Origin of the sequence: Chryseobacterium sp. YR221, assembly GCF_900176315.1 — a bacterium.
Taxonomy (GTDB): domain Bacteria; phylum Bacteroidota; class Bacteroidia; order Flavobacteriales; family Weeksellaceae; genus Chryseobacterium; species Chryseobacterium rhizosphaerae.
Window position 1 is genome coordinate 25,781 of the sequence record NZ_FWXM01000003.1, and the last position, 24,679, is coordinate 50,459.

Below are 24,679 nucleotides of genomic sequence, written 5' to 3' on the forward strand. Positions count from 1 at the left end.
ATCTTGTAAAGAAATGCTTTTTTAAACATCGATAAAAGAAAAGGCCTTACAACTAAAATAAGGGACCTCAACAAAATTTTTGCATTGATATTTGGATATATAAAACATACATCGTAATATTGCAATATTAAAATATAACAGTATGGGACTTACCAAGACAGAAATTTTTGCAGATAAGCATAATAAGCTTGCTACGGCATTTAAAGTGTTGGGGCATCCTGCACGTGTCGCTATACTTCAATATATCATTGACAAAAAAGCCTGTATCTGTAATGATCTGGTTGATGAATTAGGCCTGGCACAGGCTACCATTTCACAACATCTTAAGGAGCTGAAAAATACCGGCATTATCCAGGGAACTATCGAGGGCAAATCAGTATGCTACTGTATTAATGAGGAAATCTGGAAACAGTTTCAAAGTGAATTCAATAGCTTTTTCAACCAGGATGTTAAAGTATCAAGTTGCTGTTCGTAACTTTTTTTTCGTCTTTTATAATCGTCATATTGCAATATATAATTATAACATTTAAAATTAAAAAATATGAAACTATCAGAAATCAAGGAAATTTTATCCACATTAGAAAATGTTGAATTTCAATTGGAAAATGGGACATTTGTTCCGGAACACTTCCATGTAACGGAAGTAGGACAGATTACGAAAAGCTTTATTGATTGTGGTGGTGTCATCCGTCATGAGAAAACAGTCAACTTTCAGCTGTGGAATGCAGATGATTATGAGCACCGCCTAAAACCCGGAAAACTGTTGCACATTATCAGTCTTTCCGAAGAAAAACTGGCAATTGAAGATGCTGAGATCGAAGTGGAGTATCAGAGCGATACAATCGGCAAGTATGATCTGGCGTTCAATGGAAAAAATTTTATACTGAAAAACAAAACAACAGCTTGCCTTGCTCAGGACGCTTGTGGTATTCCAACTGAAAAACAAAAGAAAAATCTGTCCGAATTGGCAGCTAGCCAGGCTTCTTGCTGCACTCCAGATTCCGGATGCTGTTAACTATTTATCACCTCAGCTATGTATAAGAAAATCAAAGAAACGGTCAGCACTCTCATTGATACACAGAATCTCACGGAGGAACGTAGAGCGGCATTAATTCCATTGATCCAATTTATTCAGGATAAAGTAAATAAGGGGTTGGATATTAATTTAAACTTCATCTGTACACACAATTCACGGAGAAGTCATCTTTCGCAAATTTGGGCACAGACAGCTGCATCCTACTACAATATCACTCGTGTATACTGTTATTCGGGAGGTACTGAAGAAACAGCATTATTTCCAAAAGTGGCTGAAACACTGATTCATCAGGGATTTGAAGTTTTTAAGATTGCTGACACTGACAATCCGGTCTATGTGATAAAATATGACGACAATGCCTTACCTGTTATAGGCTTTTCAAAGAAATATGACAGTGCGTTCAACCCTGTTTCGGAATTTGCAGCGATCATGACCTGTTCGCAAGCAGATGAGGGATGCCCTTTTATTCCCGGTGCTGAAAAAAGGATACCGATCACATTTGAAGACCCTAAGGTTTCAGATGGTACACCGGAACAGACCTCTGTATATGCTGCAAGGAGTTTAGAGATAGCGGCTGCCCTATTTTATGTGTTTTCAACTATTAGGCATGAGCCTCTAAAAAGCTAAACATAGAATTTCTTATTTTCTTCTAAAATAAAATAAAATAAAACACCCTCTAGGTAATTGTCCAGTGAAGTTTCAATCTTCAAATTAATTATATCCGGCAATAGGAAACTTTTTTATTAAACTTCCTATTGCCGGACTATAGACTATTTATTTTTAATAAGTTGAATTTTGGTTTTCAGACTATCTCTTGTTAAGGTAACCGAACTTACCTCTCCATTACTGAACTCGAATTGTAATAAATTTGGATAATCTACAATTTTAAAATATCCATTTTTCAGATACAGCAGCTCATTCTCATTTTTTCCTTTAAAATATTCCAAAAATGGAGATTCAACGTAGAGACGGTTATTCTTTTCTACAATTTTTGTTTCAATTCCCTGCCCATAAAGAATATCATTATAGGTTCCAATGAGTTGTTTTTTTAGATGTAATGGGATTTCCTGAATCTCTTCGTCAGATATATTTTTGTTCCAGCCCATCAATTTCAGAATCTTTATCCGAGTTTCGTTTAGCACAGGAATACGGTTTTGTTTTTCGCCATTCGCAAGAAACACGAAGCCATTTCCATCTGTCATAGTAGCAAAAATACTACCTCCCACTCCAGTATTGGAACCACTGCACATAAACCAATCATAGTTGTTATAAGCAACAGACTTTTGCCATCCATAGCCCCAGCCGCCAACCGCATTTTTCAAAGCCGTCACCTTTGTTACTTTTTCTGCGACCTGATAAGAAATCAATTTATTATTTTTATTACGCAAAGCATTTTGTATCTCAATAGAAAGTTTAGCCAGATCTGCAGGTGTAGACCATACTCCGGATGCTCCAATTTGTGGAGTGATGGGAAGCCCTGTTTTAATAACTTTTCCATCCTTATCATGAACACGGGCAGCATTCATCAGAAATCCTTTTTCGTTAGGTTGTGTCATTGTTGTATTTTTCAAGCCAAGAGGTGAAAAAATATATTCTTTTGCAAGGTCTCCAATAGGTCTGTTGAACGTATCTTCCAATGCCATTTGGATAATGACATAGCCCCCTCCGCTATATTCAAAATCAGTTCCCGGCGTGAACAAAAATTCAATTTCCTTATTATATCTTGGTATCTGTCCTAAAAGACTTTGTTGTATGGTTGGAATTACATCTCCTTCATAATAGTCTGCAAAACCACCTTGATTTGTACCAGAGGTATGATTAAAAAACTGTTTCCAGGTTGGGCTATTATTTTCAGTAAACTTACTTTTTGGCAAATGCCATCGTTTTAAGTACTTATCTATGGGGTCATTTAGATTGATTAAGCCTTTTTCTTCAAGTATATGGCAAAGAAGCGCTGTAATTGGTTTTGTAATTGATGCTGTGGAAAAAGCAGTATTTTCATCCAGCTTTTCTTTAGAATTCATTGATTTCACTCCCACCTGATCTGAGTATACAATTTGATAATTTTCAAAAACGACAAGACTAAATCCCGGAAGCTTGTATTTTTCTAATTGCTGGTCAATATGCAAACTGTCTGTAAGAAAGCTATAATTTTTTTTTGAGGTCAATACGTGATTGCTTGTCTGGCAACTCAACATTATAAGTGTAACAATCAGTAAATAAAGGGTATTTTTCATGGTATTATTTTTTTAAGTTAAAAGAATTATTACAATCCTTGTTCTGTATAATATTTGACGGCTGTTTAAGATTTATGGTCAGAAAAATGATCTCTAAAAGATACTTTTCTTCCACCTATCATTTGGCTAAACTCCTGCTATCAGTACTGTATTTATTTCAGGACGGTATCATAAATTTTATTCAACAGGTCTTGTCTCATTTTTGAATTTCTCTGATCAAGCAGTATGATAATCCCCCATTTTTTATTCCTGTTATAGCATATGATGGAAGCCTGTCCCATAGAATCTCCTGATTTCATATAAATTGTATTTTTATCATCGGTCACAATATTGAGACCCAATCCCATTTCCCTTTTTTCATCCTTATACACTATTTTCTCCATAATAATGGCAGCCTTCCCTACTTTTGTTTCTTTATTTAAAACAGCTTTTAAAAAGGTAACCATATCAGCAGCATTAGATTTTACCAATCCGGCAGGTGCTGTAATATTCCATTTGAAGAATTCCTGAATACCCCCATCAGGATTGTGAGCCGTTGTTCTGTTTTTTACATTAAAATCCTTAGTTAACGTATTCCTCATATGCAAAGGCTTTATCATTCCGGCTCTTATAATGTCATCATAACTCTTACCATAGACCTTCTCCAATATTTGCCCTAATAAAGTGTATCCAATCGTAGAATAACGATATTTACCATAATCTTTTAGTTCACTGCAATTATTAATTATAGCAGCTAATGTTTGTGCAGTCACGCTATTTACAGGTTGCTGCGGATCCTGTTCAATTAATTTTGCAAAATCTATATCAGGTAAACCTGATTGATGTGATGCCAGATCAGAAATTCTAATTTTATTTTTAAGATTTTCCTGAAGGATATATTCTTTGGGAAGGAAACCATCTATATAATCATCTAATTTTATTTTATGATCCATAACTGCCTGAGCAATTAAATTTGACGTTAAAATTTTAGTGATAGATGCAATTTCAAATATGGAATTCTCATTAATTTTCATCGGGCTTTCTGCATTCAAATTACCGTATGATGTATAAGATTCTTTATTATTATTGATAAAACCAACACTGATCCCTACCTCAGGATTTTTTTTATAATTATCATGTATGATGGAATCAATTTTTTGGGAAATGTCCTGTCCAAAAGAAAAGCTACTGATGAATAATAGGGCTGCTAAAAGTTTTGATGAAGTTTTCATTGTATCGTTATTTTATATTAAAAAATTATTTCGATACAAAGATGTGGGAGAAATCAAAATTAGGCGACCGAGTAAAAGTATTCGATCACATTTGTGTAGGAAAATAAGTACGAATCTTTACAAAAAAGAGTGCGAATAATTACAAAATACTGACTTGCAGATTTTTACGATAATAAGTTGGAGTAGTACCCGTATGTTTTTTAAAGGCAGTATTAAAAGAAGATTTTGAATTAAAACCCACTTCATACAGGATTTCAAGAATAGTTACCTTCGTTTTTGTAGTATCTTTTAAAATATCCATAGCATTCTCTATGCGATACGTATTTACAAAATCATAAAAATGTTGCCCTAATTGATGGTTAATTAGTACGGATAATTCCCGGGTAGGAATTTCAATATCTTTAGAAATATCCTGAATCGTCAGCGAAGGATTAAGAAAGGGTTTTTCCTCGATCATATATTTCTTTAATTTTATAATCTCTGAGCTTAACGTCTCTTCGTTTTCAGTTGGTGACTCATTCTTTTTTTCTTCTGAAATAATATCAGAAACAAGTTTTAATTTCGAATCAACATTTCTAAATAAACCGGGATTGTTCAATGCTTTAAATAAATACCAGCAAACGATAAACAATACCAGTACCATAATACCAATTTTTATCCATTCAGAAATATAGGGATAGTCGGAAAATTTAAAAATATTTTTTAAAAAGACAATCAAATATAGAAAAGTCAGTACGCTTGTAAACTGAAACAACCAATTATACGAATTGACGCTGGCACCTGCATAATTTTCAAGATATAGTTTTTTTGTTTTTCTTAATATCCTAAAAACAGCAATAAGATAGACAACAATCTGAAGATGAAAAAGAATATGGGTAAACTGTAGCTCTATCATATGCTGACGATTCACAAGAAAATCAATTTTAGAAGCACTATCAACCGCATAAAACCGAGGCAGTAAAACTAAATTGACAATTAAATAGGGAAGCACATGTAGTATATACTTGAATGTAAGCTTAAAATCGGAATAACAGACAGATAATACATACAGATAAAAAACAGGAATTTGTAAGAAAGCAAATGTATTTCTTAGCATTCCCAGGTTGGAAGGACCATCAACGGTTAGATTAAACAAAGGTTCACAACTATCTATTGCAGTGATGAGAAGAAAAGCAGCAAACAGAACATTGCTTATTTTATATTTTGTTTTAACGGTGAGCAAAAAGAATACAAGAAATAATGAAATAAACAAAGAGATTACAGTCACAACAATTAACAAGTCAATCTTACCCATTCTTTATTCTTTTGGTTTTCAGTTTTTTTTAGTTTTTTAGCGATTGCAACAGTGTTTTTGAAATTCACACCTGTCCCTGCAAATATAAAAATTAGATTGGATTTGCCTCTGTTTTTCTTATGGAAAAGCTAAAACCTTATATTATTGTCTTAAAAATGGGCTCCAGGGTATGTGTAGTCAATAATTTTCAAGACTATCGCAATCTCACCAAATGGCTATTAAGCCTCATTTTTGTTAAAGATTTTATTTCTTTAATTCCATTTGAATAGTGTCCTTGTATAAAATCATTTTCCATTGCATTGAGTTATTTCTAAAATTGTTAATCTGAACAGGAATTGTATCAGGTTTATTCGGATTCTTTTCGTAAGATATAACCTTAAAATTCTGTTCTTTATCATCATGATGATATTTCATAAATAATGAAGTACTATCTACATACATATATGGATTCGGACAATAATACATTTTCCCTCTTTCTTCAATATAAATTGTTTTCCAAGCCAGAGTATCTTGTTGCCATTGATTTTCTTTAACCAATTTTCCATTACGTGTCATCGATGTGACTTTCCATTTTCCAAAATATTTTTTTGAAAGGTGAACGTCGTAATTATAGTAAATAACAAACAATAAAGGAATGAGAATACATAACACACGAGCGATTGAGCGTGAAAAATTATTACCAATTGACGGCAGTCTATTTTTATGTTGATTAAAGAAGTTTATTATATTAACTTTTTGCTGTAAAAATAGAGTAACTAAACCCAGTGTTATTAGGATAGATGTAAACAAGGTAATGGGTCCAATACGATAAAACACATTAATCAAAACAATGTTCAGCATTACAGGTAAAAGTATTGCAATGCCTAATAAAGTTGTACGTTTGAATAACAAAAGGATACCACCAATTATTTGAAAAAATGCCAAAATTACAGCAAGTCCGTAAGAAAATCCATAATATTTCCAAGTTAATTCTGGACCCGTTAATGCGCTTGATAAAGAATCATTTATATGATATGAATAATTAAAGTTAACTTCAAATATTTTTTGAAAGCCAAAATCCAATAGTAGAAATGCGATCCAATAACGTAACAATGTTGAAAGCCAAGAAATATATTTTACAGAATTAAAAGTTCCGTTATTTTCTTTTCTGTGCCAATAAAAAGAAAAACCAATTGAGAATAGTATTGCCAATCCTAATGTTAAAAATCCTACAGGAAGTATAAACTGTGAAATTTTATAAGGTAAAAGAGGTAAGATTATAAAAAGAGCAGTATTTGTAGTACCCACAATTGCTAAAAACGATAATGAAAATTTCGAAAACCATTTTGTTTTATTTATTACTTCGGCTGAATTCATAGATTTTTTTAATTAATATATTTAGGCTTCTGCTTTTACAAAATGATGTCTAATATTATTTTCACAAACCAAAAGATATAAGAAATTCGTAAAAAAACACTTACATCCATATTTCGTTAAATTGGTCTCTAATATAATTATTTATTTATAAATTAAACATTTAATAGAAAAATTTTCACAAAAATCAAAGATCATTAGTAGGAGCTATAAAAAATATACGAATTGGCAGGCAATTAAAACCCGAATAAAATTACCTTTATCTAAAATGGGGGGGGAGTCAGTTACCAGCTTTTTTCTGGATCCATTATTTTTTGAGTGATTTTAAAAACTTTAGCTATACCATAAGAAACAAAAAACCTGCAATTTGTACAAATTGCAGGTTTCAATACCTTTTAAGCACTTTTTGAGTTTTACTCTAGCTTTTCAGCGGAGAGAGAGGGATTCGAACCCCCGGACCTGTTACAGTCAATAGTTTTCAAGACTATCGCAATCGACCACTCTGCCATCTCTCCTTAAACCCCGGCTATACCGTTGTTTTCAGTGGTGCAAATATAGAACGATTTTTAATTTCTGCAAAACTTTTACTGTACAAATTATAGCAAAAATGAATAAGAAGCTTAAAATCAGGTGAATTATTTTCACTCCCTATATCTATAAATTCCCGTTCCCTACATTCTACCATTAAAAACATAGTCCTTAAAACGATTTTCGGACCTTATTTTGGATAGAGTCCCACCCTATTCACGGTCTACGATGGCGATGAAACTATTCTTGATAAAATCCGATGGATATACAAACTGATCTCCATCTTCCCCCTTTACGACAATCGCTGCCTGTTCATCATTTAGGCATTTATCCAGCTGGGCTTTCATTTCATTAAGTCTTCCTTCGGCAATCTTAATAATATACGTCCCTGTGACGTGGGTAATTTTTATAATCTTTTTGTCCATAGTTATATTTTAAAGTTTGAAATCCAAATCTAGGTATTTTACTTTAGGTAGGAAGTATTTTTACTCTTTATCATCATTATTTTGGCAGGTGGATAAAAACAGGAAGTCAGCAGTCTGATTACCGATCCCGATCCCTTGAAAAGTCAGTACACAGAGCTGAAAATGTACTTATGGGTTTATTATAGCTTTGCTGGAAGAATATATTATATTTGCAGAATTCATATATTTATGAAAGCAGAACTAAAAAACAATAACCCTATTTTCAGATGTTTAATCAATCATTTATTAAAAAATCGGTTCTTACCGCATCCGTATTTCTATACTCGTCTGTTGTCTTAGCACAAAAAACACCTCTCAACATATTACCTTCCGGACATCTTCTTGTACAGGCTGAAGTGGAAGGTAAGAAAGGAAATTTCATTTTTGATACCGGAGGAGGAATTAATCTGTTTTTGGGAAACTTTTCCAAAAACTTAGCCCCAAAAGAGTCTTATAATTTCTTAACTGCTTTTCGCGCTACGGGTGAAAAAATGACAGTTCCTCTATTCAAATCAAAAGAGGTTATTGTTAACGGTAAAAAATTTAAAGATACCTGGTATGCTACTCATGACATGGAAATAAAGGGAATTGACGGTTTACTTTCTCTGCCCATGTTTTATGATACGGAATTCATTATAGATTATACAAACAAAGAGCTTATATTCCCGAAGGAAAAATTAAGCGGTAATAAAGTATTGGATATCCAGCTTTCTACCAATGCTGATCAGTCACTGGACATTAGCACCTATGTACTTTTGAACAATACATATCGGATCAATGTTCTTTTAGACTCCGGAGCCGGTAATGATTCATTTTGGCTGAGCGATCGTTTGATGGGGACTTTAGGCATAAAAAAAGAAAGCCTGCAGCTAATTGAAAAGAAGAGCGAATTTGATCCTGCAATCATCAATAAGTTTTACAAAGGAAGTGTAGATGCTGTTTCCAATTCATTTGTAAAGGTGGATAAGCCTAATGTGCTTTTTGTGGAAGGATTGATTTACGAAGGTAAAACAAGTATCAACTGGCTGGGCAAAAAGCTGGGTTTTAATCTTAAAGAAAAGAAGATCTATATTTTAGACTAATTACTTTTCGCATATAAATAAGCGAAAACGGCTTCTCAAAGAAGCCGTTTTTTATGTTGCAGAAGATCAATCAGACTTTATACTTTCACATCAATATTATTGATCCAAACCTAAGGCTGGAATACAATTACAACTCTATATACTTTCCCGGATTGTTTTACATGAAGAACTTTGTCCCGGATGGGCGTAAAAATCTGAAATGGTTTTGCCGTTTCATCATAAACCATCTCTCCGCTTTCTAATCGGATATGGGATTGGTAAAGAGAGATTACATTATTGAAGTGCGGAAAACATTTAAACTCATTACTGATATTGTCCATTTTAATATCCAGATAATAATAATCAACATATTTTCTGACAATAGAACTTGTTGGTCTGAATGTTTTAAAGATTTCCTGCATTATCTTTCTACAACGATTTTTTCGTGAAATTTCACCTAACAACCCAATATACGTAATGGCTTTCTATTCAACAAACCTATTTAGAATATAAAAATAAAAGAAGCCATATAAGATCAGGACAACCACCCCGTCAAAAATTCCTTGAATTTTCGCCACCCCTCCAGAGGAGGGGAATCATCACCCTTTTAATATGTAATTTGCCAATAAAACAGCATCAATCTCAAAATCCTAATCAATCAAACGGGATTCCTACGGAATGATAAATCAGAAAAGGCTACTCCCCTGCCGGTTCGAACAATTCAATTTTATTTCCTTCAGGATCCAGGATGTGTACAAATTTTCCATATTCATAGGTGGCCACCTCATCCAGAACAGTTACCCCTTCTTTTTTCAGCTCTTCTACCAATGCTTCAATATTTTCCACATGATAATTGATCATAAATTCTTTTGTTGAAGGCTCAAAATATTGGGTAGACTCTTTAAAAGGGCTCCATAGCGTATACCCTTTTTTATCCGAATCCACTTCTTTCCAGTCGAATTTGGTTCCGTAAGGGCTCGTTTCCAATCCCAGATGGGTCTTATACCATTCGTTTACTTGTTCCGGTTCTTTACATTTAAAGAAGATTCCTCCGATGGCTGTTACTCTTTTCATTTTTATTCGTTTTGTTAAGTACTATTCAATAGAATGCAAACTCAGGTCGTTTTGCAATTTCACAAATATATCAATGTTTTTATTACCTATTTCATTATTCAATTGATTTTTTGATATTAATTACAAAGTGATTATTAGGATGCATAAAGGCGCAAAGATTGTATCTCAGCTACAATTGATAATGCTATATCCTTACGTAAATCTCTGATTTTCCTGCGTCTTAAATCGCACATAAAAATTAAAAACCTTGCGCCTTTGCGATATTCCAACAAACAATATAAACACTGTATTATTTTACACTTTCTATATTGAAAAATCCATATATAAATAAAAAAAGCGCACCGGATGGTACGCTTTGTATTTTATAAACTAAATAACATAAACGATCACTTGCTGAAAATCTCTGATTTTCTTGCGCCTTAAATCGTACATAAAAAGTAAAAACCTTGCGCCTTTGCGATATTCCAACAAACAATATAAACATTGTATTATTTTACACTTTCTACATTGAAAAATCCATATATAAACAATCACTTGATGAAAATCTCTGATTTTATTGCGCCTTAAATCGTACATAAAAATTAAAAACCTTGCGCCTTTGCGATATTCCAACAAACAATATAAACACTGTATTATTTTACACTTTCTATATTGAAAAATCCATATATAAATAAAAAAAGCGCACCTGATGGTACGCTTTGTATTTTATAAACTGAATACTATTAATGTAACTCAGCTAGATATTTCTCTGCATCCATTGCAGACATACATCCACTTCCTGCAGCGGTAATAGCCTGTCTGTAGATATGGTCCTGAACATCTCCTGCAGCAAATACTCCTGGAAGATTCGTTCTTGAAGAACCTTTTTCAGTAACAATATATCCGTTTTCATCAAGATCTATCTGGCCTACAAAGATATCTGTATTCGGTTTGTGACCAATCGCGATGAAGATTCCTTCAACCTCAACTTTAGAAGTTTCCTGAGTCTGGTTATTAATGATTACAGCTCTTTCTACCAAACTGTTTTCTCCTTCAATCCCGATTAACTCATGGTGGAACTTCACTTCGATATTCGGAGTGTTCTCTACTCTGTGAACCATCGCTTTTGAAGCTCTGAAAACATCTTTTCTCACCAATAAAGTTACCTTTTTACATAATTTGGCAAGGTAAGTCGCTTCTTCAGCTGCTGTATCTCCCGCTCCTACTACTACAACGTCTTTTCCTCTGTAGAAGAATCCGTCACATGTGGCACAAGCGGAAACTCCACCTCCTGCATATTTTTTCTCGTCATCAAGACCTAAATATTTTGCGGTAGCTCCTGTAGAGATGATTACTGTTTTGGCAAGAATTTCTTTGTTTCCTGCATATAATTTGTGAACACCGCCTACTTCCTTAGAAAACTCGGCCTTAGTGATCATTTCATAATGAACTTTGGTATCAAATCTTTCTGCCTGTTTTTGCAGATCCATCATCATTTCAGGACCTGTAATCCCGGCTGGATACCCTGGAAAGTTATCAACTTCTGTAGTGGTTGTTAATTGTCCGCCCGGCTCCAAACCTGTATACAATTCAGGTTTCAAGTCTGCTCTTGCTGCATATATAGCAGCGGTGAAGCCAGAAGGCCCAGATCCAACGATCACACAATCTAAAATGTTTTGCTCCATAATTTACTTGTTCGAAAAGATTTAATTAAATTAAGACTGCTAATTTCGGAATTTTTATGGTCTTTTTAAAGTTATTTTAATGATACTTGTCAATAACAGATATATCGACTGTCAATTGATAGTTGATAGTTGATAGTTGATAGTTGATAGTTGATAGTTGATAGTTGATAGTTGATAGTTGATAGTTGATAGTTGATAGTGCAAAATTAAAATACAGAATGTCCGGTACCTATTTTTATTGAAAAATATCATTTGGATTCCATTCTCTATTTTTCAACTTTCTATTTCCAACTCACGGCAGCATCCATCTCACCAGCTCTCCACGTTCCACAAGATTCCAGGAATGAGGATGTTTTTTTCCGTTAGCTCTTATTCCACGGTTTTTGGTTTCTATATATTCTGACTTTTCACTTCCCAGATTGAGTAAAGACTCATTAGCTTTTTTCAGGGCAAAAGCATTAAGGTTTTCCCATTTTCTGCCTTTGTTTTGCTGTTGCCATTCCAGGTCCGGTTCACAGTAGAACCTTGTTTTAATCCCTTTTACATATTGAATATTTTCAATTGAAGGAGAAGACATCAGATAAGGTGAAGCTATTTTATACTTTTCCTGATTTTCAGTTGGTTTACCCAGTTCTTTTTCAAAAAGTGCTATCAGAAATTTCCCTTCTTCTACTGCATCAGCATCTATATTAGCTGAAACATCCTTTTGGGCATTATCATACAGCTTTTCCAGATCAATAGGAGAATCTATTACGAACATACCTTTGGGCTGAACAGAATTATTACTTTTTATTAAATAACTGGAGAGTAAAAATGCGACATTCCCCCCACTGGAAAAGCCCCCGATAAAAATATTTTTCTTATCAACGTTATGTTGATCCAATATAGAAAGTAAAGTTTTTGAGTATTCTTCCTTTTCGGCTTCCGTTAAAAAGAGCTTTTGATTATAGTCTAAAAGTAATGTTGTAATTCCTTCTTGCTCTATATTTTTCAAGAAACCTGCTTCAGTCTTTGTATGCTCAATATCACAGGGGAAACAAGGAAATAAAACCAGAACAGCTTTTTGATTGTCTGATTTTTTTAATTCATAATGCTCTCCCTTTACGAGTTGGCTTTTAGCCTTCTTTGCTGTACAGCTCAGGACAAATACAGGTAATACAGCCAGAAAAATAAATTCCCTCATCAGTTCATACATTTTAAAATCAAAAAATATCCTGTAATATCCCTACTTCTTAAAACTTAGACTTTCATCTTAATTTTATCTACATTAATGATCTTATACACCAGTTCCTTAATGAGTTCTGCTTCTCCCATATTTACGGCACCAAGACCTTTTCCTTTCATATCAAACTCTCGTAAAATAGAGATTACTCTTGTGGCATGTTTTAAAGGATATAACCTGGCGCTCTCCGCATAATCTTTAACAAAGTACGGGTTTACTCCCATTTGTGAAGCAATAGTTTGCGGGGGCTGTCCAGCCATGGTCTGATAGATAATAACGTTAGAAAAATAATTATAAAGGCTTGCAAGCAGCATTACGAAAGGGTTATTCTTGGGGTTCTTCCCCATAAAATGGGCAATTTTAAAGGCTGCATTGGCATTTTTTGTTCCCAACGCCTTCTGAAGTTCAAAAACATTGTATTCTTTGCTGATTCCAATATGGTTTTCAACAATTGTCCCGTCCAGTACTTCCCCTTCTTTAAGGATGATCTTTAATTTATTCAGTTCATTGGCAATTCTGGAAAGATCATTTCCCAGATATTCAGCCAGAAGATGCGAAATATTGGGAGCTGTTTTTATTTTAAGTTTTGTACACTCATCTGCAATCCATTTCGGAAGATTATTTTCCTTTACAGATTCACTGAGGAAAAGAGCATTGGCTTTATCTAAAGCTTTAGCCGCTTTTTTCCGACTGTCCAGTTTCTTATGTTTATGAGCGAAAACCAATACGGTAGAAGGTATCGGATTTTCAACATATGATTCCAGAATTCTGTTTTCATCTTCATTTAATTTCAGATCCTGAGCTTCTTTAACGATGATCACCTGTTTATCTCCCATCATCGGAAACTGCCTAGCCAAGGAAAGAACTTCCTGGTAAGAAGTATCTTTTCCGTAAGTAACCGTTTGGTTGAAAGCTTTTTCATCTTCCTCCAAAAAGTTGTGTTCAAGGGCTTTTACAGCAACATCAATAAAGTAGGCTTCTTCTCCGTGGAAAAAATAAATAGGTAAAACTTCTTTATTTTTAATATTTTTGAGGATTAAATCTAATTCTTTCATCTTATTAATGGAACTTCCAAAACTGAATTTTCAGGAAACTTTTGATTTTAAATTCAAGAAAGACAAAGATAAGTTTTTTATTTATGATTTGATTCGTAAAACTTATCTTCTCCTTACTCCTGAAGAATGGGTAAGACAGCACTGGGTACATTATTATCTCACCGTAAAAGCCTATTCTGCATCGGCCCTTATTACAGAAAAAAAGATCGTTTTAAATGGCCTGACGAAGAGAATTGACCTTCTTATTACAGAAAAAACAGAACCTGTTATCTTAATAGAATGTAAGGCTCCTCATATCAAACTGACGGAAAAAACATTTGAGCAAACTGCCCGGTACAATTCCGTTATTGGAGCCAAAGAAATTATCCTGACCAACGGACTTCAGCATATCAATGCCTATTATGAAGACGGGCAATACATATTTTATAAACCAAAGTAGGAAACACTATACATAAACTCACAACAATATTAATATGAACATAAAAAACATTATTTTCGATTTCGGAGGCGTGCTGGTGGATTGGAATCCCAGATATTTCTTCAAAGACTATTTCAATGACGATGAAAAAATGGAATATTTCCTTGAAAACATCGCCCAGGACGAGTGGAATATTGAACAGGACCGGGGAAGAAGTCTTTCCGAAGGAACAGAAATCCAGGTAAAGAAATTTCCGGAATGGGAAAAAGAAATCAGAGCGTTTTATGATAACTGGACAGTCATGTTGAAGAGTGATATTCCTCAGAACGTAGAAATTTTGAGAAAGCTCAAGAATACGGATTATCACCTTTTTGGATTAACCAACTGGTCTGAAGAAACTTTTCCTTACGCATTGGAAAACTATAATTTCTTTCAAATTTTTGAAGGAAAAATTGTGGTTTCCGGAACGGAAAAACTGATTAAACCGGATCCTAAAATATGGCATGTTTTATTGGAAAGATATAACATTCATGCAGAAGAATCGGTTTTCATTGATGATAATTCTAAGAACATCGAAATGGCAAAAACGTTAGGTTTTATGACCATTCATGTAACTCCGGAAACGAATCTGGAATTGGAACTTTCCAGTTTAGGAGTTAAAATATAGGGTATTTCAGCATAAAATATAAATCTCCTCAATTAAGTTATTTTAAGTAATTTAGTTGAGGATTTTTTATTGATATGAAAATATTTTATCTTTTACTGATCTTCATATGCTCATTTTTTCAGGCGTAGAACATTGAGGATAAAAAAGATACCTCTGAGACGAAGATAAAGACAGCGTTTTATTTTATCTCGATAAATGCCCGAATGAAGAAGGTACTGTAGAAAATAATGGCTGCATATGGCCGGATACAGACCAGGATGGAATCCCTGATAAAGATGACGCATGCCCTAATGCTCCCGGAATTCCCAATTGGAATGGCTGCCCAACATGGAAATAAACATAAAGAAATAAAATCCAGAATATATTGGTCAATAACAAAATAAAAAATATGATACGTTCAATCTTATTAACTACATTGATTATGGCTTCAGGAACACTTTTCAGTCAAAAGCTTAAAACCGTTTCCTATCAGGACGGTTCACAAAAACTGAATGGTTTAATCACCTCCAATGCAGGAAAAAAACTTCCCGGAGTTTTAATTCTTCCGGCCTGGAAAGGTATTGATGAAGAAGCTAAAACAGCAGCTTTAGAACTTGAGAAACAAGGATACATTGCTTTCATCGCTGATATTTATGGTGAAGGAAAGATTCCGGCTGACAACGACGCTGCTGCTAAAAGCTCAGGATATTACAAACAGAACTATAAGGAATATCAAAAACGAATTGAATTGGCGCTGGATCAGTTGAAGAAAAACGGAGCTATTTCCGACAAGACAGCGGTGATTGGCTATTGTTTTGGAGGAACAGGAGCTTTAGAAGCAGCCAGAGGTAATTTACCTGTTGCAGGAGCTGTTTCTATTCATGGAAGTTTGGGAAGAGATCAGACCAGAAAAAATGAAAAGCTAACAGCTAAAATTCTGGTAGAAAATCCGGCAGATGATAGAAGTGTAACACCCGATGATTATAATAACCTGATCAAAGAAATGAACGAAGGAAATGCAGATTGGCAAATCATCACTTATGCCCATTCAAAACATACTTTTACAGATCCTAAATCCCCGGATTACAACGAAGTAATGGCCAAAAGAGCCTGGAATCACACGCTGATGTTTTTGAAAGAGATTCTGAAATAAACCCTAAGCTGGAGATTCTATAAGATCAATATAAAAGGCAAATTCACAAGCGAATTTGCCTTTTTGGTATTTTTATTTTAACTCAGTGGATTGAGCTTCCAGCTCAACGTCATATTTTTTAGGAGAATATTTGGTTAAAGAACCTGTTGCCGCATCGATTCCAACCCCTATAGCCCCTCCAAAAAGGATATTCAGCAAAGTAACCGGGTTAAAAGTTTTCGTTAGTTTTACCTCCTTAGTATTAAAACCTTCTTTTTCAAATGTTACGGTCTGCTTACTCAATGCTCTTGAGATTTCAGCAGTACACGGAGTAATACATTTTTCTACACCTTTATGGAATACTTTAGCTCCTTCAGGACTGGAATTGAAAGTAATTTTATCTTTAGTACCGGTAAACATACTTGCACATGAAGTGGTAGAAAGGGCAATACCCATTAATAATACAATTGATAAATTGTTTTTCATATATTTTAAATAGTTATTATTTTTTTAAGTCCGCGAACTTACAAAATAATTGGAAATAACAAGCATGAATATTGTGAAAAATCCAGTATTAACAGGCATTTAAATAAACAAAGCAATCTCAAAATTGAGATTGCTTTGTTGGATTTTAAGTATATAATATTCTAATCTACTCCTTCCACTTCCCTATTGACCAGTTCCATAGAAAATGCAGGAAGGCAAATAGCCAGATATTCACAAGGTTCTGAAAAGGGATTGCTGTAGCGTATTCTTGCTCCTTTTTCAATAAGAATACTTTGCCCTTTTTCCAGTTCTACAATTTCACCATCAATTTCAAATTGTTTCTTTCCTGAAATAATATAGGTAAATTCATCAAACTCCGGAGTCTGATGAGGCTCGCTCCAATCCGGAGGTGCCACCATATGAGCAATGGAAACATTAGAATTTCCAGTTGAGTTTCCCCAGTGCTCTTCAATCAGCTTTCCATCTGTAGTAGGAACTATAAATGGCGATTGCTGGATTTTATATTTTTTCATGCCCAATCTTCTTTTTTGATTTCGTATACAAAGTTGGTTCTTGTAGGCTCAGCAAAGTAGGCAACTTCCTCTTCTGCTATTTTATTACCGCCAAGTTTTTCTAATGCCTTTTGTGAACGGAAATTTTCTTTTCCAATATGGAAATGAACTTTATCTACATATTGGAAAATATAATCCAGCATCAGTTTTTTAACCTGCGGATTGATTCCTTTTCCCCAAGATTTTGTTCCATAGAAAGTATATCCTACAAAAATATGACTGTCATTTTCATCAAAGTTGTAGTAGCGGCTGCTTCCCAACACATCTCCGGTAGCTTTTTCAATGATTTTAAAAGCACCCTTACTTTCCATAGCCCCAAGAAAAAAGCTTTCAAACACTTCTCTTCGGTACCGGTCTTTGTTGGGGTGCTGCTCCCAAACTTTAGGATCGGAAGCCACTTCATATAAAGATTCAAAATCCCCTTGCTGTAAGGGGATTAATTGAAGTTCTTCATTCTCTAAAACAGGCTGAACAGAAAAATTCATAGCTTAGCTTTTTTTAGTAGAGTCTGATTCTATTTTCTTGATTTCCTTCAGTTTATCAGAAATCTTAATTACGGTATCCAGCTTAGATGGCTTCAATGGAACTTCTGCCTGAGCCATATCCCATTTGATCACCAAATTTCCTGAGTTTTCATCTGTAGGATTCAGGGTAATTTCAAACCACTCCTGTTTATCTGCTAATTTATTCACAGGTACGGTTACATCTACTACATCCTGTTTAGGATCGTAAGTATAGGCACCCCACTGTTGGAAATCCTTATTTAAGATTACTTTCCATTCTTTTTCTGTAGGAACGATGAACAATCCGTAAGTTCCTGCCGGAACTGTTTTTCCGCCAAAATTAACGGCCTGTCCGAATGTAATTTTTGTAGACGAGTTAGCTCCTGCTCTCCAAACCTGACCGTAAGGAACCAATTCTCCGAAGATCTTACGTCCTTTCACCCCTGGTCTTCCGTAGTCGATAGAGATCTTAGACATTGAAAACTGCTGTTCTACCTTCTGACGCGGACTTGCTGCCGGTACGGAATAATCCTGTGCAAAACTGAATGCTGAAACAGAAATGCAAAGTGCAACTAATAACTTTTTCACGTGTAAATTTTTGCTTAAAATTACAAAAATCAAAACAAAATAGCTTTCTCTAATTCCAATAATTTTTGTTTTCTCCATATTCCGCCACCATAGCCCGTTAATTGACCATTGCTTCCAATTACACGGTGGCAGGGTATGATAATAGATATTTTATTAAAGCCATTAGCATTGGCTACAGCCCTTACAGACTTAGGGTTTCCCAAAATATCGGCCTGGTCCTGATAACTCCTTGTCCTTCCATAAGGAATGGCCTGAAGGATATCCCATACCTGCTTCTGAAAAGACGTCCCGACCGGAGAAAGAGGGACTGTAAATGCGGTTCTTCTTCCTTCAAAATATTCCGAAAGTTCTTTTTCCAGGGTGATAAAATGAGGATTTTCTCCCTGTACAATATTGGCATTAAGATCTTTGGAAATACTTTTCAGCTCTGTGGGAAGTGCTTTTCTATCAGAAAACTCCAGGAGGCAGATTCCATTCTCATCAGCACAGGCGATCATGGTTCCCAGCATTGTTTCAATTCTTTTAAGATCAATAATCTTTTCTATTCTGTTATTTTTAGGAGATACTCCGAAAATATTTTTAAAGCTTTCATTGAAACCGCTAAGACTCTCATACCCTGTTTCAAACGCCACTCCTGTAACTGATTCCCCCTGTTGAAGTTTTTTAAATGCAACATTCAGCTTGGACATTCTTTGAAAGGTGTGAAAAGTAATTCCATGGTGTTTCAAAAACCACCGGCGAACTGTTGCAGGCTCCAGCCCTCTTTTTACCAGATCATAATCTTTAAGTTTCAACGAGGGATCTTCAGCAATTTCCTGTAATAGTTTTTTTATATGCTCAGGGGTTACATCAGGATTTTCCAGTGGTTTACATACTTTACACGGACGGTATCCCTTTAATATAGGGTCTTTTGTATTGGAAAAAAATTCTACATTTTCAAATTTGGGTTTACGTGCCGTACAGGTCGGTCGACAGAAAATTCCAGTGGTCTTTACCGCCATCCAGAAGATTCCTTCAAATGAAGAGTCTTTATTAAAAGAAGCTTCATACATTATTTGGTCACTTATTTCCATGATTAAGCAAAAAGAGAGGTAAAACTTTTATTATTCGTAATATCTTCACTCATTACTTCCAGTTGTTTGTAAATGTATCTGTTTAAAAAAGCACCGGAAGTCATTCTTCTTACTCCCAATTTTTTAAGGACACTAAAATCCGGAAGTCCCGGTACTGCCATAACATTTAAAGGAAGCTGGGTAGCGCTTACCACTGTTTTTATATCATTTTCATCACTTATGCATGGTACAAAAACTCCGTCAGCCTTAAGCTCTTCGAAGAGCTTAACTCTCTTTAAAGTTTCTTCCAATGCATTTTCCATTCCCAATAAAAAGGAATCAGTTCTTATATTGATAAAAACATCACCTCTTCTTTCTTTCAGTGTTGAGAAAATATCTTTCAGTTTTTCAGCAAATGCCTCTCTATCCAAAAGCTGTCTTATACCATCCACAACATACGTATCTTCCAGATTAATTCCTGCAATTCCTATATCCAAAAGCCTTAGTATGTTAGAGGTAACAATCCCGGCTGTATTTCCGTATCCGGATTCAAGATCCACAGATAAAGGAATAGAAACGGATTCTTTGATTCTTTTAATAATATAAAAATATTCTTCGAAGCTCATCTCCTCCCCATCCTCGTACCCTAAGCTAAGAGCCACAGCCGAGCTTGAGGTCGCCAGTGCTTTATAGCCCAATTTCTCGTATATCCTGGCACTTTGTACATTCCATACATTGCCTAATAATAAAGGTTCTTCACCCTGATGTAAATCTTTAAAACTGATCATTATTATTTTTCTTCAAATGTATCAACATTGACAGGCGGTATGCAACCGAAAAATGGACAGGTATTTTTGAAGTACGGAAAATATATGAGTTTGACAGTGTTAAGCAGGAAATGCCAATACTAATACCCCCTCTTTATTCTTTATTCTTTATTCTTTATTCTTAAAACAAAATAGCTTTCTCCAGTTCCAATAATTTCTGTTTTCTCCAGATTCCTCCCGCATAGCCTACCAGTTCCCCATTGGAGCCAATCACACGGTGACACGGAATTAAAATGGCAATTTTATTAATACCATTGGCTGTTCCTACTGCACGGATGGCCTTTGGATTTCCTAAAAATTCGGATTGCTGTTTATAGGTTCTTATTTCTCCCATTGGAATTTCACAGAGGAGCTGCCATACTTTTTCCTGAAATTCCGTTCCTGTGGTGAATAATGGAACTTCAAAGCGTTGTCTCTTTCCTTCAAAATATTCTTTAAGTTCTTTCTCCAGCTGTATGAAATGGGAATGTTCCTTTTCTACTATTTCAGCATTCAGCACTTTAGACAGAGATTTAAACTGCTTTTCAATATTCTTCCGGTCTGTGAATTCAAGTAAACAGATTCCCTGATCTGCTGCACAGGCGATCATTTCTCCAAGCGGAGTTTGTATGTTTTTTTGACAGATGATTTCCATTAGTTTAAAATTACTACTTTTTTAGAATTCATCAATCAATGTTTCAAATGTTCTTCAAAACGCCTGTTACCTGCATCATATGTCTTTCGTTGTGATAAATAACAAATCGCAGGGTATCTCCTAATTTCAGACTGATCCATTTTGAAATACTGATTCCTGTTTTTGTTTTCTCCAGATCAACATGCCCGGCTTTTTTCAAGAGCTCAAGCATCTCTTTTTGCTGCCTGATAAACTCATCAATAACGCTTTTATTCAGTTGACTATGAATAGGATTCATTGCCTTAAGTGTTCTCATCTTATTGAGTTTTTCTTTAGGAAGCATCGTCCTAGCAAAATAGTTTCCAAGAATACCCGGTTGAAAAGTAGAATTGGAAGAAGTGGCAGAGGAAGCAATTTTACGACTGATTTCAGGAATATAAAATTCTCCATAACGATTGAGATGTTCCAGGCATTCCAGGACACTCCAGCTATCTGCTGATATTCTGAAATTTAAGTCCCCTTCAGGTTTCCCTAAGAGTGTTTCTGCATACTGCAGATGTTGCTGGGTTTTATTTTTCAGTTCATCCAAGAGTTGTGAGGTCGAAATTTTCATAGTCCATTTTTTATGCAAATATCCAGATCTTTTACTTCTTAAATCTTGATTGAACTCAAGATTTTTTAAGCCTGGATAATGTTTCCGGCGACATCCTGAGATAGTTTGCAATGTATTTATTGGGAATCTCCTGGAACAGTTTAGGGCTTCTTCTTAACACCCTTTCATAGCGTTCCCGCGGAGAACTAATCAGCAGATCCTTTTCTCTTTCCAGCTGTTGCAAAACCAGCTCTTCCAGGACCTGTATCCATATCTTCATATGCTCTTCATCCGACTGAATAACTTCATAAAAATCTTGTTTTGAGGCTCGTTTCACCTTGGTCTTTTTAAGGGCCTGAATATAAAAGTCGGATGGTTTTCCGGAAAGAAAAGAATCCAGGGAAACAATAATATTACCGGTATATCCGAAACGGATGATCCTTTCTTCATTTTCATCTGTCATAAAGATCCGGACACTCCCATTTTCTATATAATAGATATGGGTATCTGTACTTCCTGCAATTTTCAGGAACTCATTCCTCCTGAATTCTTTCTTTTCCCAGTGAAGTCCGCTTTGAAGTAATTTTTCAACCATTTCACAATATTATTTGCCGATCCAAAGATAATGGGTAAATTTAAAGTTTTAACACCAATCACTACTAACAATGCTCAAAAAAACAAATCTCCTATTATTCCTTTTTGCCGGCTATCTTGGCATTCAGGCACAGCAGACCATCCCTTTCAGAATTACGAAATACAATAATATCATTGTAAAGTCCCAAGTCAACAAAAAAGACTCACTGGACCTGATGTTTCAGATTGCCATGAAAGATGGCTCTATTTCTCCGGAACGGCAGAGAAAAGCAGACCATATTATTTTCAATAAAGAAGAAATAAGTGATCATAATACGGTGGATATTGGCCCGGTAACCCTGAAAGATGTCCGATTTTTTGACAACCAGCTTTCAGGCTATGAATCGGACGGAAAAATAGGAACCAGTCTATTTGAAGGAAAGACTTTTAAAATTGATTATGACAACAGTCAATTTGTAATCTATGACAAAAACCCTGATCTTACAGGTTATCAACCTCTTAAAATTATGCTGGATCAGGGTGTATTCATCGTGGCTGCCGATAATGTGGTTGATGGTGAGAAACAACAGGAGTCTTATTTTGCTCTTCAATCCGGATACTCAGGCGGGGTATTATATAGTAATGAGTTTACTGAAGAGAAAGAACTGGAAAAAAAATTAAAAATAATAGGAGAAAAAACACTTAAAAATTCCAATGCACAAAATTTAGCTATCAAACAGGGAATTCTTCCTTTCTTAAAATTAGGAAATTTTGTTTTCAAAGATATTTCCGTGGCTTTTTTCTCAGGAAATCTTAAAACACAAAATGTCAGCTATTTTGGTGCTGATATGCTGCGCAGATTTATATGGATCTTTGACGCAGACAGAAATACAGCTTATATCAAGCCAAGTAAGTATTATTCAGAACCTTATTATAAAATAAATTAAAACATGTGTTTTTCTAACGCAAAGCTTTAGCTTCATTAACTATATTTTTAGGAAGCAAAGGATAGAATCAACTTCGTTGATTCGTCGAAGCGTATGGATAAGCATACATCTTCATCAGCGACGAAGCCGCATCACTTTGCCCACTTAAAATTAAGCGAAATTATTCATAAGCTTTGCGTTCATCTTTTTAATCAAAAAATAATTTCAAACTGACCTATTGAGTCTTGTCAACAAAATATATAAGAATTCCTGAATAAAATGTAAACAGGATCTAAAACATTACAAATAAAAAATTATGAAGAAGATTAGGATTTTCGCAGCTCTTTTATTTTCCCAACTGGCGGTTATCAGCTGTAAGAAGGATGAAAAGAAGCCCTCCGAAACAGCAATTACTGCTACTAATGATTCTGTAAAAACTCCCAAAGCAACGGAAGAAAAAATAGATTATAAAAACTTTAATATTTACAGTGTCACTGTAATTTCCTCCGGACAGAAAGATGCGCTGTCAGATATTTTTATTTCTGTATCAGATATTTATACCGATCCCCAGCCTATACAGAAAGAGGCTTTAAGCAATCAGAAAAATGTTTCTCCTGAGCAGCTTCAGTATATTGAGCTTGATTCAAAGCACAGAAGTAAAATACTGAACGGACTTCATCTTACAGAGAATGATTCACTTTACCTTTACAATTATCAATTCAACAAACTGGAAAAACTTCCATTAAACAAGCTTAAAGCAGTTGCTTATTTAGATTTCTATTCTATGGAAGGTGAAGAAGTAGATGGTACTTCATACATGGTAGGATTTCAGATTGAAGCTCATAAAGAACCGGATATCAGAAATAAATATGAGAATGCTGTTGCCTATTTCGGGAATAAAAACCCTTTTATTGAAAATAAAATAAAGCCTGTTCAATGGAAGAAAGCGAGTGCGGACATTTCAAAGAAATACTTTACGTCTTCCAAGCTTACCCCTGGAGATACCTATCAGGCAAAATACGAGGATCTCACCTATTATCTGCAGGACTATCTTCAGGATGAAATGGTTCAGGAGCGCAAATTGGTAGTAGTCAATGACCGCAATGAAAAAACATTTGCAAAAACAATGACTACAGCGGGTAGTGACGGGGCAGAATTTTATCCCCTTAATGGAATCAGTAATGATGAAAGCAATACTTCTCAATGGACCGGTTATCTGTTCAAAGGAAAACCTCCTGTAATTTTTGGATTTATGGCACAGTCTTTTGGCTGCCCTTCCATTACATTTTTAGATAAAAATCAGAAAGATTTCACGATCAACTGTGACAACAGACATTAATAATTTACTCAGCAGCATTTATGAAAAATTCTGTCATTATAGCATATTTATCAATTGGAACGGGCTTTAGCCCGTTTTATATTTTATTAATCATCCATCGGCTTTAGCCAAAACTTATTATAATTATCTAATAATAATGACAAAACCATAAACACGAGTGCTTATGGTTTTGTTTTTACAATTATTTAAACTCAATTCATGATCCGGTAAGCA

29 protein-coding genes and 1 tRNA gene are annotated in these 24,679 nt (G+C 34.8%); 10 read left to right on the forward strand and 20 right to left on the reverse strand.

Annotated elements, in window-relative coordinates:
• Positions 1-142 precede the first annotated feature (142 nt).
• From B8967_RS09365 to B8967_RS09375, 3 genes are all read left to right on the forward strand, one after another.
• On the forward strand, positions 143-475 hold the full coding sequence (locus B8967_RS09365) for an ArsR/SmtB family transcription factor (RefSeq protein ID WP_084085913.1): 333 nt from the start codon (positions 143-145) through the stop codon (positions 473-475).
• Between the two features lie 66 nt (positions 476-541).
• On the forward strand, positions 542-1,015 hold the full coding sequence (locus B8967_RS09370) for a DUF6428 family protein (protein ID WP_084085914.1): 474 nt from the start codon (positions 542-544) through the stop codon (positions 1,013-1,015).
• 18 nt (positions 1,016-1,033) lie between these two features.
• Complete coding sequence (locus B8967_RS09375; protein ID WP_084085915.1) at positions 1,034-1,663, forward strand: arsenate-mycothiol transferase ArsC; 630 nt, start codon at positions 1,034-1,036, stop codon at positions 1,661-1,663.
• 143 nt (positions 1,664-1,806) lie between these two features.
• On the opposite strand, the gene B8967_RS09380 is transcribed toward B8967_RS09375, so the two are convergent.
• The 6 genes from B8967_RS09380 to B8967_RS09405 form a co-directional block, all read right to left on the reverse strand.
• Positions 1,807-3,273, reverse strand: coding sequence for a serine hydrolase domain-containing protein (locus B8967_RS09380; RefSeq protein WP_084085916.1), 1,467 nt, complete (start codon positions 3,271-3,273; stop codon positions 1,807-1,809).
• Positions 3,274-3,425: 152 nt separating this feature from the next.
• Positions 3,426-4,484 carry a serine hydrolase domain-containing protein gene (locus B8967_RS09385; RefSeq protein WP_084085917.1) on the reverse strand — a complete coding sequence of 353 codons (1,059 nt, stop codon included), beginning with the start codon at positions 4,482-4,484 and terminating at the stop codon, positions 3,426-3,428.
• Positions 4,485-4,623: 139 nt separating this feature from the next.
• On the reverse strand, positions 4,624-5,778 hold the full coding sequence (locus tag B8967_RS09390) for a helix-turn-helix domain-containing protein (RefSeq protein WP_084085918.1): 1,155 nt from the start codon (positions 5,776-5,778) through the stop codon (positions 4,624-4,626).
• Positions 5,779-6,021: 243 nt separating this feature from the next.
• Positions 6,022-7,134, reverse strand: coding sequence for a hypothetical protein (locus B8967_RS09395; RefSeq protein WP_084085919.1), 1,113 nt, complete (start codon positions 7,132-7,134; stop codon positions 6,022-6,024).
• A 427-nt stretch (positions 7,135-7,561) separates the two neighbouring features.
• Positions 7,562-7,646: transfer RNA gene (locus B8967_RS09400), tRNA-Ser, on the reverse strand.
• Positions 7,647-7,871: 225 nt separating this feature from the next.
• The gene (locus B8967_RS09405) at positions 7,872-8,084 is read right to left on the reverse strand and encodes a hypothetical protein (protein ID WP_047485126.1); all 213 of its coding nucleotides are present in this window, start codon (positions 8,082-8,084) and stop codon (positions 7,872-7,874) included.
• A gap of 266 nt (positions 8,085-8,350) precedes the next feature.
• On the opposite strand from B8967_RS09405, the gene B8967_RS09410 reads away from it, so the two are divergent.
• On the forward strand, positions 8,351-9,205 hold the full coding sequence (locus B8967_RS09410; protein ID WP_047485128.1) for a pepsin/retropepsin-like aspartic protease family protein: 855 nt from the start codon (positions 8,351-8,353) through the stop codon (positions 9,203-9,205).
• A gap of 110 nt (positions 9,206-9,315) precedes the next feature.
• Here B8967_RS09410 and B8967_RS09415 read toward each other — a convergent pair whose 3' ends face one another.
• The 5 genes from B8967_RS09415 to holA form a co-directional block, all read right to left on the reverse strand.
• A complete protein-coding gene (locus tag B8967_RS09415; RefSeq protein WP_084085920.1) occupies positions 9,316-9,606 on the reverse strand; it encodes a hypothetical protein in 291 nt (96 codons plus the stop codon).
• A 274-nt stretch (positions 9,607-9,880) separates the two neighbouring features.
• Entirely contained in the window at positions 9,881-10,258 is a 378-nt protein-coding gene (locus B8967_RS09420) for a VOC family protein (protein WP_047485130.1), read from the reverse strand.
• 722 nt (positions 10,259-10,980) lie between these two features.
• Positions 10,981-11,922 carry a thioredoxin-disulfide reductase gene (trxB, locus tag B8967_RS09425; RefSeq protein ID WP_047485132.1) on the reverse strand — a complete coding sequence of 314 codons (942 nt, stop codon included), beginning with the start codon at positions 11,920-11,922 and terminating at the stop codon, positions 10,981-10,983.
• Between the two features lie 292 nt (positions 11,923-12,214).
• A complete protein-coding gene (locus B8967_RS09430; protein ID WP_143330497.1) occupies positions 12,215-13,105 on the reverse strand; it encodes a hypothetical protein in 891 nt (296 codons plus the stop codon).
• A 56-nt stretch (positions 13,106-13,161) separates the two neighbouring features.
• Positions 13,162-14,199 (reverse strand): DNA polymerase III subunit delta, encoded by a 1,038-nt coding sequence (gene holA, locus B8967_RS09435; RefSeq protein WP_047485137.1) that lies wholly within the window; start codon positions 14,197-14,199, stop codon positions 13,162-13,164.
• A 7-nt stretch (positions 14,200-14,206) separates the two neighbouring features.
• Between holA and B8967_RS09440 the strand changes: the two genes are divergently transcribed.
• The 4 genes from B8967_RS09440 to B8967_RS09450 all read left to right on the forward strand — a co-directional run bounded on the left by B8967_RS09440 (position 14,207) and on the right by B8967_RS09450 (position 16,416).
• On the forward strand, positions 14,207-14,638 hold the full coding sequence (locus tag B8967_RS09440; protein WP_047485139.1) for a type I restriction enzyme HsdR N-terminal domain-containing protein: 432 nt from the start codon (positions 14,207-14,209) through the stop codon (positions 14,636-14,638).
• A gap of 34 nt (positions 14,639-14,672) precedes the next feature.
• Complete coding sequence (locus tag B8967_RS09445; RefSeq protein WP_084085922.1) at positions 14,673-15,284, forward strand: HAD family hydrolase; 612 nt, start codon at positions 14,673-14,675, stop codon at positions 15,282-15,284.
• A gap of 262 nt (positions 15,285-15,546) precedes the next feature.
• Entirely contained in the window at positions 15,547-15,621 is a 75-nt protein-coding gene (locus tag B8967_RS22770) for a hypothetical protein (protein WP_410493786.1), read from the forward strand.
• A gap of 51 nt (positions 15,622-15,672) precedes the next feature.
• Complete coding sequence (locus B8967_RS09450; RefSeq protein WP_084085923.1) at positions 15,673-16,416, forward strand: dienelactone hydrolase family protein; 744 nt, start codon at positions 15,673-15,675, stop codon at positions 16,414-16,416.
• Between the two features lie 72 nt (positions 16,417-16,488).
• Here B8967_RS09450 and B8967_RS09455 read toward each other — a convergent pair whose 3' ends face one another.
• From B8967_RS09455 to B8967_RS09495, 9 genes are all read right to left on the reverse strand, one after another.
• Positions 16,489-16,881 (reverse strand): PEGA domain-containing protein, encoded by a 393-nt coding sequence (locus B8967_RS09455; RefSeq protein WP_084085924.1) that lies wholly within the window; start codon positions 16,879-16,881, stop codon positions 16,489-16,491.
• A gap of 161 nt (positions 16,882-17,042) precedes the next feature.
• Positions 17,043-17,414 (reverse strand): cupin domain-containing protein, encoded by a 372-nt coding sequence (locus B8967_RS09460; protein WP_047485144.1) that lies wholly within the window; start codon positions 17,412-17,414, stop codon positions 17,043-17,045.
• Positions 17,411-17,938: a GNAT family N-acetyltransferase gene (locus tag B8967_RS09465; protein ID WP_047485146.1), complete on the reverse strand. Its 528-nt coding sequence runs from the start codon at positions 17,936-17,938 to the stop codon at positions 17,411-17,413. Before B8967_RS09465 ends, B8967_RS09460 begins: the two co-directional genes overlap by 4 nt.
• Positions 17,939-17,941: 3 nt before the next feature.
• Complete coding sequence (locus B8967_RS09470) at positions 17,942-18,544, reverse strand: DUF2911 domain-containing protein (RefSeq protein WP_047485699.1); 603 nt, start codon at positions 18,542-18,544, stop codon at positions 17,942-17,944.
• 29 nt (positions 18,545-18,573) lie between these two features.
• Positions 18,574-19,617, reverse strand: a complete 1,044-nt coding sequence (locus B8967_RS22725) for a bifunctional transcriptional activator/DNA repair enzyme AdaA (protein ID WP_084085925.1) — start codon at positions 19,615-19,617, stop codon at positions 18,574-18,576.
• Positions 19,618-19,619: 2 nt separating this feature from the next.
• On the reverse strand, positions 19,620-20,384 hold the full coding sequence (locus B8967_RS09480) for an isocitrate lyase/PEP mutase family protein (RefSeq protein WP_084085926.1): 765 nt from the start codon (positions 20,382-20,384) through the stop codon (positions 19,620-19,622).
• Positions 20,385-20,544: 160 nt separating this feature from the next.
• Positions 20,545-21,057, reverse strand: a complete 513-nt coding sequence (locus tag B8967_RS09485; protein WP_084085927.1) for a methylated-DNA--[protein]-cysteine S-methyltransferase — start codon at positions 21,055-21,057, stop codon at positions 20,545-20,547.
• A gap of 43 nt (positions 21,058-21,100) precedes the next feature.
• The gene (locus tag B8967_RS09490; RefSeq protein ID WP_084085928.1) at positions 21,101-21,649 is read right to left on the reverse strand and encodes a DinB family protein; all 549 of its coding nucleotides are present in this window, start codon (positions 21,647-21,649) and stop codon (positions 21,101-21,103) included.
• Positions 21,650-21,704: 55 nt separating this feature from the next.
• A complete protein-coding gene (locus B8967_RS09495; protein ID WP_084085929.1) occupies positions 21,705-22,223 on the reverse strand; it encodes a Crp/Fnr family transcriptional regulator in 519 nt (172 codons plus the stop codon).
• Between the two features lie 70 nt (positions 22,224-22,293).
• Between B8967_RS09495 and B8967_RS09500 the strand changes: the two genes are divergently transcribed.
• Positions 22,294-23,148, forward strand: a complete 855-nt coding sequence (locus B8967_RS09500) for a hypothetical protein (RefSeq protein WP_084085930.1) — start codon at positions 22,294-22,296, stop codon at positions 23,146-23,148.
• Positions 23,149-23,443: 295 nt separating this feature from the next.
• Positions 23,444-24,466: a hypothetical protein gene (locus B8967_RS09505; protein ID WP_084085931.1), complete on the forward strand. Its 1,023-nt coding sequence runs from the start codon at positions 23,444-23,446 to the stop codon at positions 24,464-24,466.
• Positions 24,467-24,679: the final 213 nt, after the last annotated feature.

Bases quoted from the DNA above. Each gene is read 5' to 3' on its own strand.
- B8967_RS09365 (WP_084085913.1), top strand. From the start codon at position 143: ATGGGACTTACCAAGACAGAAATTTTTGCAGATAAGCATAATAAGCTT.
- B8967_RS09370 (WP_084085914.1), top strand. From the start codon at position 542: ATGAAACTATCAGAAATCAAGGAAATTTTATCCACATTAGAAAATGTT.
- B8967_RS09375 (WP_084085915.1), top strand. From the start codon at position 1,034: ATGTATAAGAAAATCAAAGAAACGGTCAGCACTCTCATTGATACACAG.
- B8967_RS09380 (WP_084085916.1), bottom strand. From the start codon at position 3,273: ATGAAAAATACCCTTTATTTACTGATTGTTACACTTATAATGTTGAGT.
- B8967_RS09385 (WP_084085917.1), bottom strand. From the start codon at position 4,484: ATGAAAACTTCATCAAAACTTTTAGCAGCCCTATTATTCATCAGTAGC.
- B8967_RS09390 (WP_084085918.1), bottom strand. From the start codon at position 5,778: ATGGGTAAGATTGACTTGTTAATTGTTGTGACTGTAATCTCTTTGTTT.
- B8967_RS09395 (WP_084085919.1), bottom strand. From the start codon at position 7,134: ATGAATTCAGCCGAAGTAATAAATAAAACAAAATGGTTTTCGAAATTT.
- B8967_RS09405 (WP_047485126.1), bottom strand. From the start codon at position 8,084: ATGGACAAAAAGATTATAAAAATTACCCACGTCACAGGGACGTATATT.
- B8967_RS09410 (WP_047485128.1), top strand. From the start codon at position 8,351: ATGTTTAATCAATCATTTATTAAAAAATCGGTTCTTACCGCATCCGTA.
- B8967_RS09415 (WP_084085920.1), bottom strand. From the start codon at position 9,606: ATGCAGGAAATCTTTAAAACATTCAGACCAACAAGTTCTATTGTCAGA.
- B8967_RS09420 (WP_047485130.1), bottom strand. From the start codon at position 10,258: ATGAAAAGAGTAACAGCCATCGGAGGAATCTTCTTTAAATGTAAAGAA.
- trxB (WP_047485132.1), bottom strand. From the start codon at position 11,922: ATGGAGCAAAACATTTTAGATTGTGTGATCGTTGGATCTGGGCCTTCT.
- B8967_RS09430 (WP_143330497.1), bottom strand. From the start codon at position 13,105: ATGAGGGAATTTATTTTTCTGGCTGTATTACCTGTATTTGTCCTGAGC.
- holA (WP_047485137.1), bottom strand. From the start codon at position 14,199: ATGAAAGAATTAGATTTAATCCTCAAAAATATTAAAAATAAAGAAGTT.
- B8967_RS09440 (WP_047485139.1), top strand. From the start codon at position 14,207: ATGGAACTTCCAAAACTGAATTTTCAGGAAACTTTTGATTTTAAATTC.
- B8967_RS09445 (WP_084085922.1), top strand. From the start codon at position 14,673: ATGAACATAAAAAACATTATTTTCGATTTCGGAGGCGTGCTGGTGGAT.
- B8967_RS09450 (WP_084085923.1), top strand. From the start codon at position 15,673: ATGATACGTTCAATCTTATTAACTACATTGATTATGGCTTCAGGAACA.
- B8967_RS09455 (WP_084085924.1), bottom strand. From the start codon at position 16,881: ATGAAAAACAATTTATCAATTGTATTATTAATGGGTATTGCCCTTTCT.
- B8967_RS09460 (WP_047485144.1), bottom strand. From the start codon at position 17,414: ATGAAAAAATATAAAATCCAGCAATCGCCATTTATAGTTCCTACTACA.
- B8967_RS09465 (WP_047485146.1), bottom strand. From the start codon at position 17,938: ATGAATTTTTCTGTTCAGCCTGTTTTAGAGAATGAAGAACTTCAATTA.
- B8967_RS22725 (WP_084085925.1), bottom strand. From the start codon at position 19,617: ATGGAAATAAGTGACCAAATAATGTATGAAGCTTCTTTTAATAAAGAC.
- B8967_RS09480 (WP_084085926.1), bottom strand. From the start codon at position 20,384: ATGATCAGTTTTAAAGATTTACATCAGGGTGAAGAACCTTTATTATTA.
- B8967_RS09485 (WP_084085927.1), bottom strand. From the start codon at position 21,057: ATGGAAATCATCTGTCAAAAAAACATACAAACTCCGCTTGGAGAAATG.
- B8967_RS09490 (WP_084085928.1), bottom strand. From the start codon at position 21,649: ATGAAAATTTCGACCTCACAACTCTTGGATGAACTGAAAAATAAAACC.
- B8967_RS09495 (WP_084085929.1), bottom strand. From the start codon at position 22,223: ATGGTTGAAAAATTACTTCAAAGCGGACTTCACTGGGAAAAGAAAGAA.
- B8967_RS09500 (WP_084085930.1), top strand. From the start codon at position 22,294: ATGCTCAAAAAAACAAATCTCCTATTATTCCTTTTTGCCGGCTATCTT.
- B8967_RS09505 (WP_084085931.1), top strand. From the start codon at position 23,444: ATGAAGAAGATTAGGATTTTCGCAGCTCTTTTATTTTCCCAACTGGCG.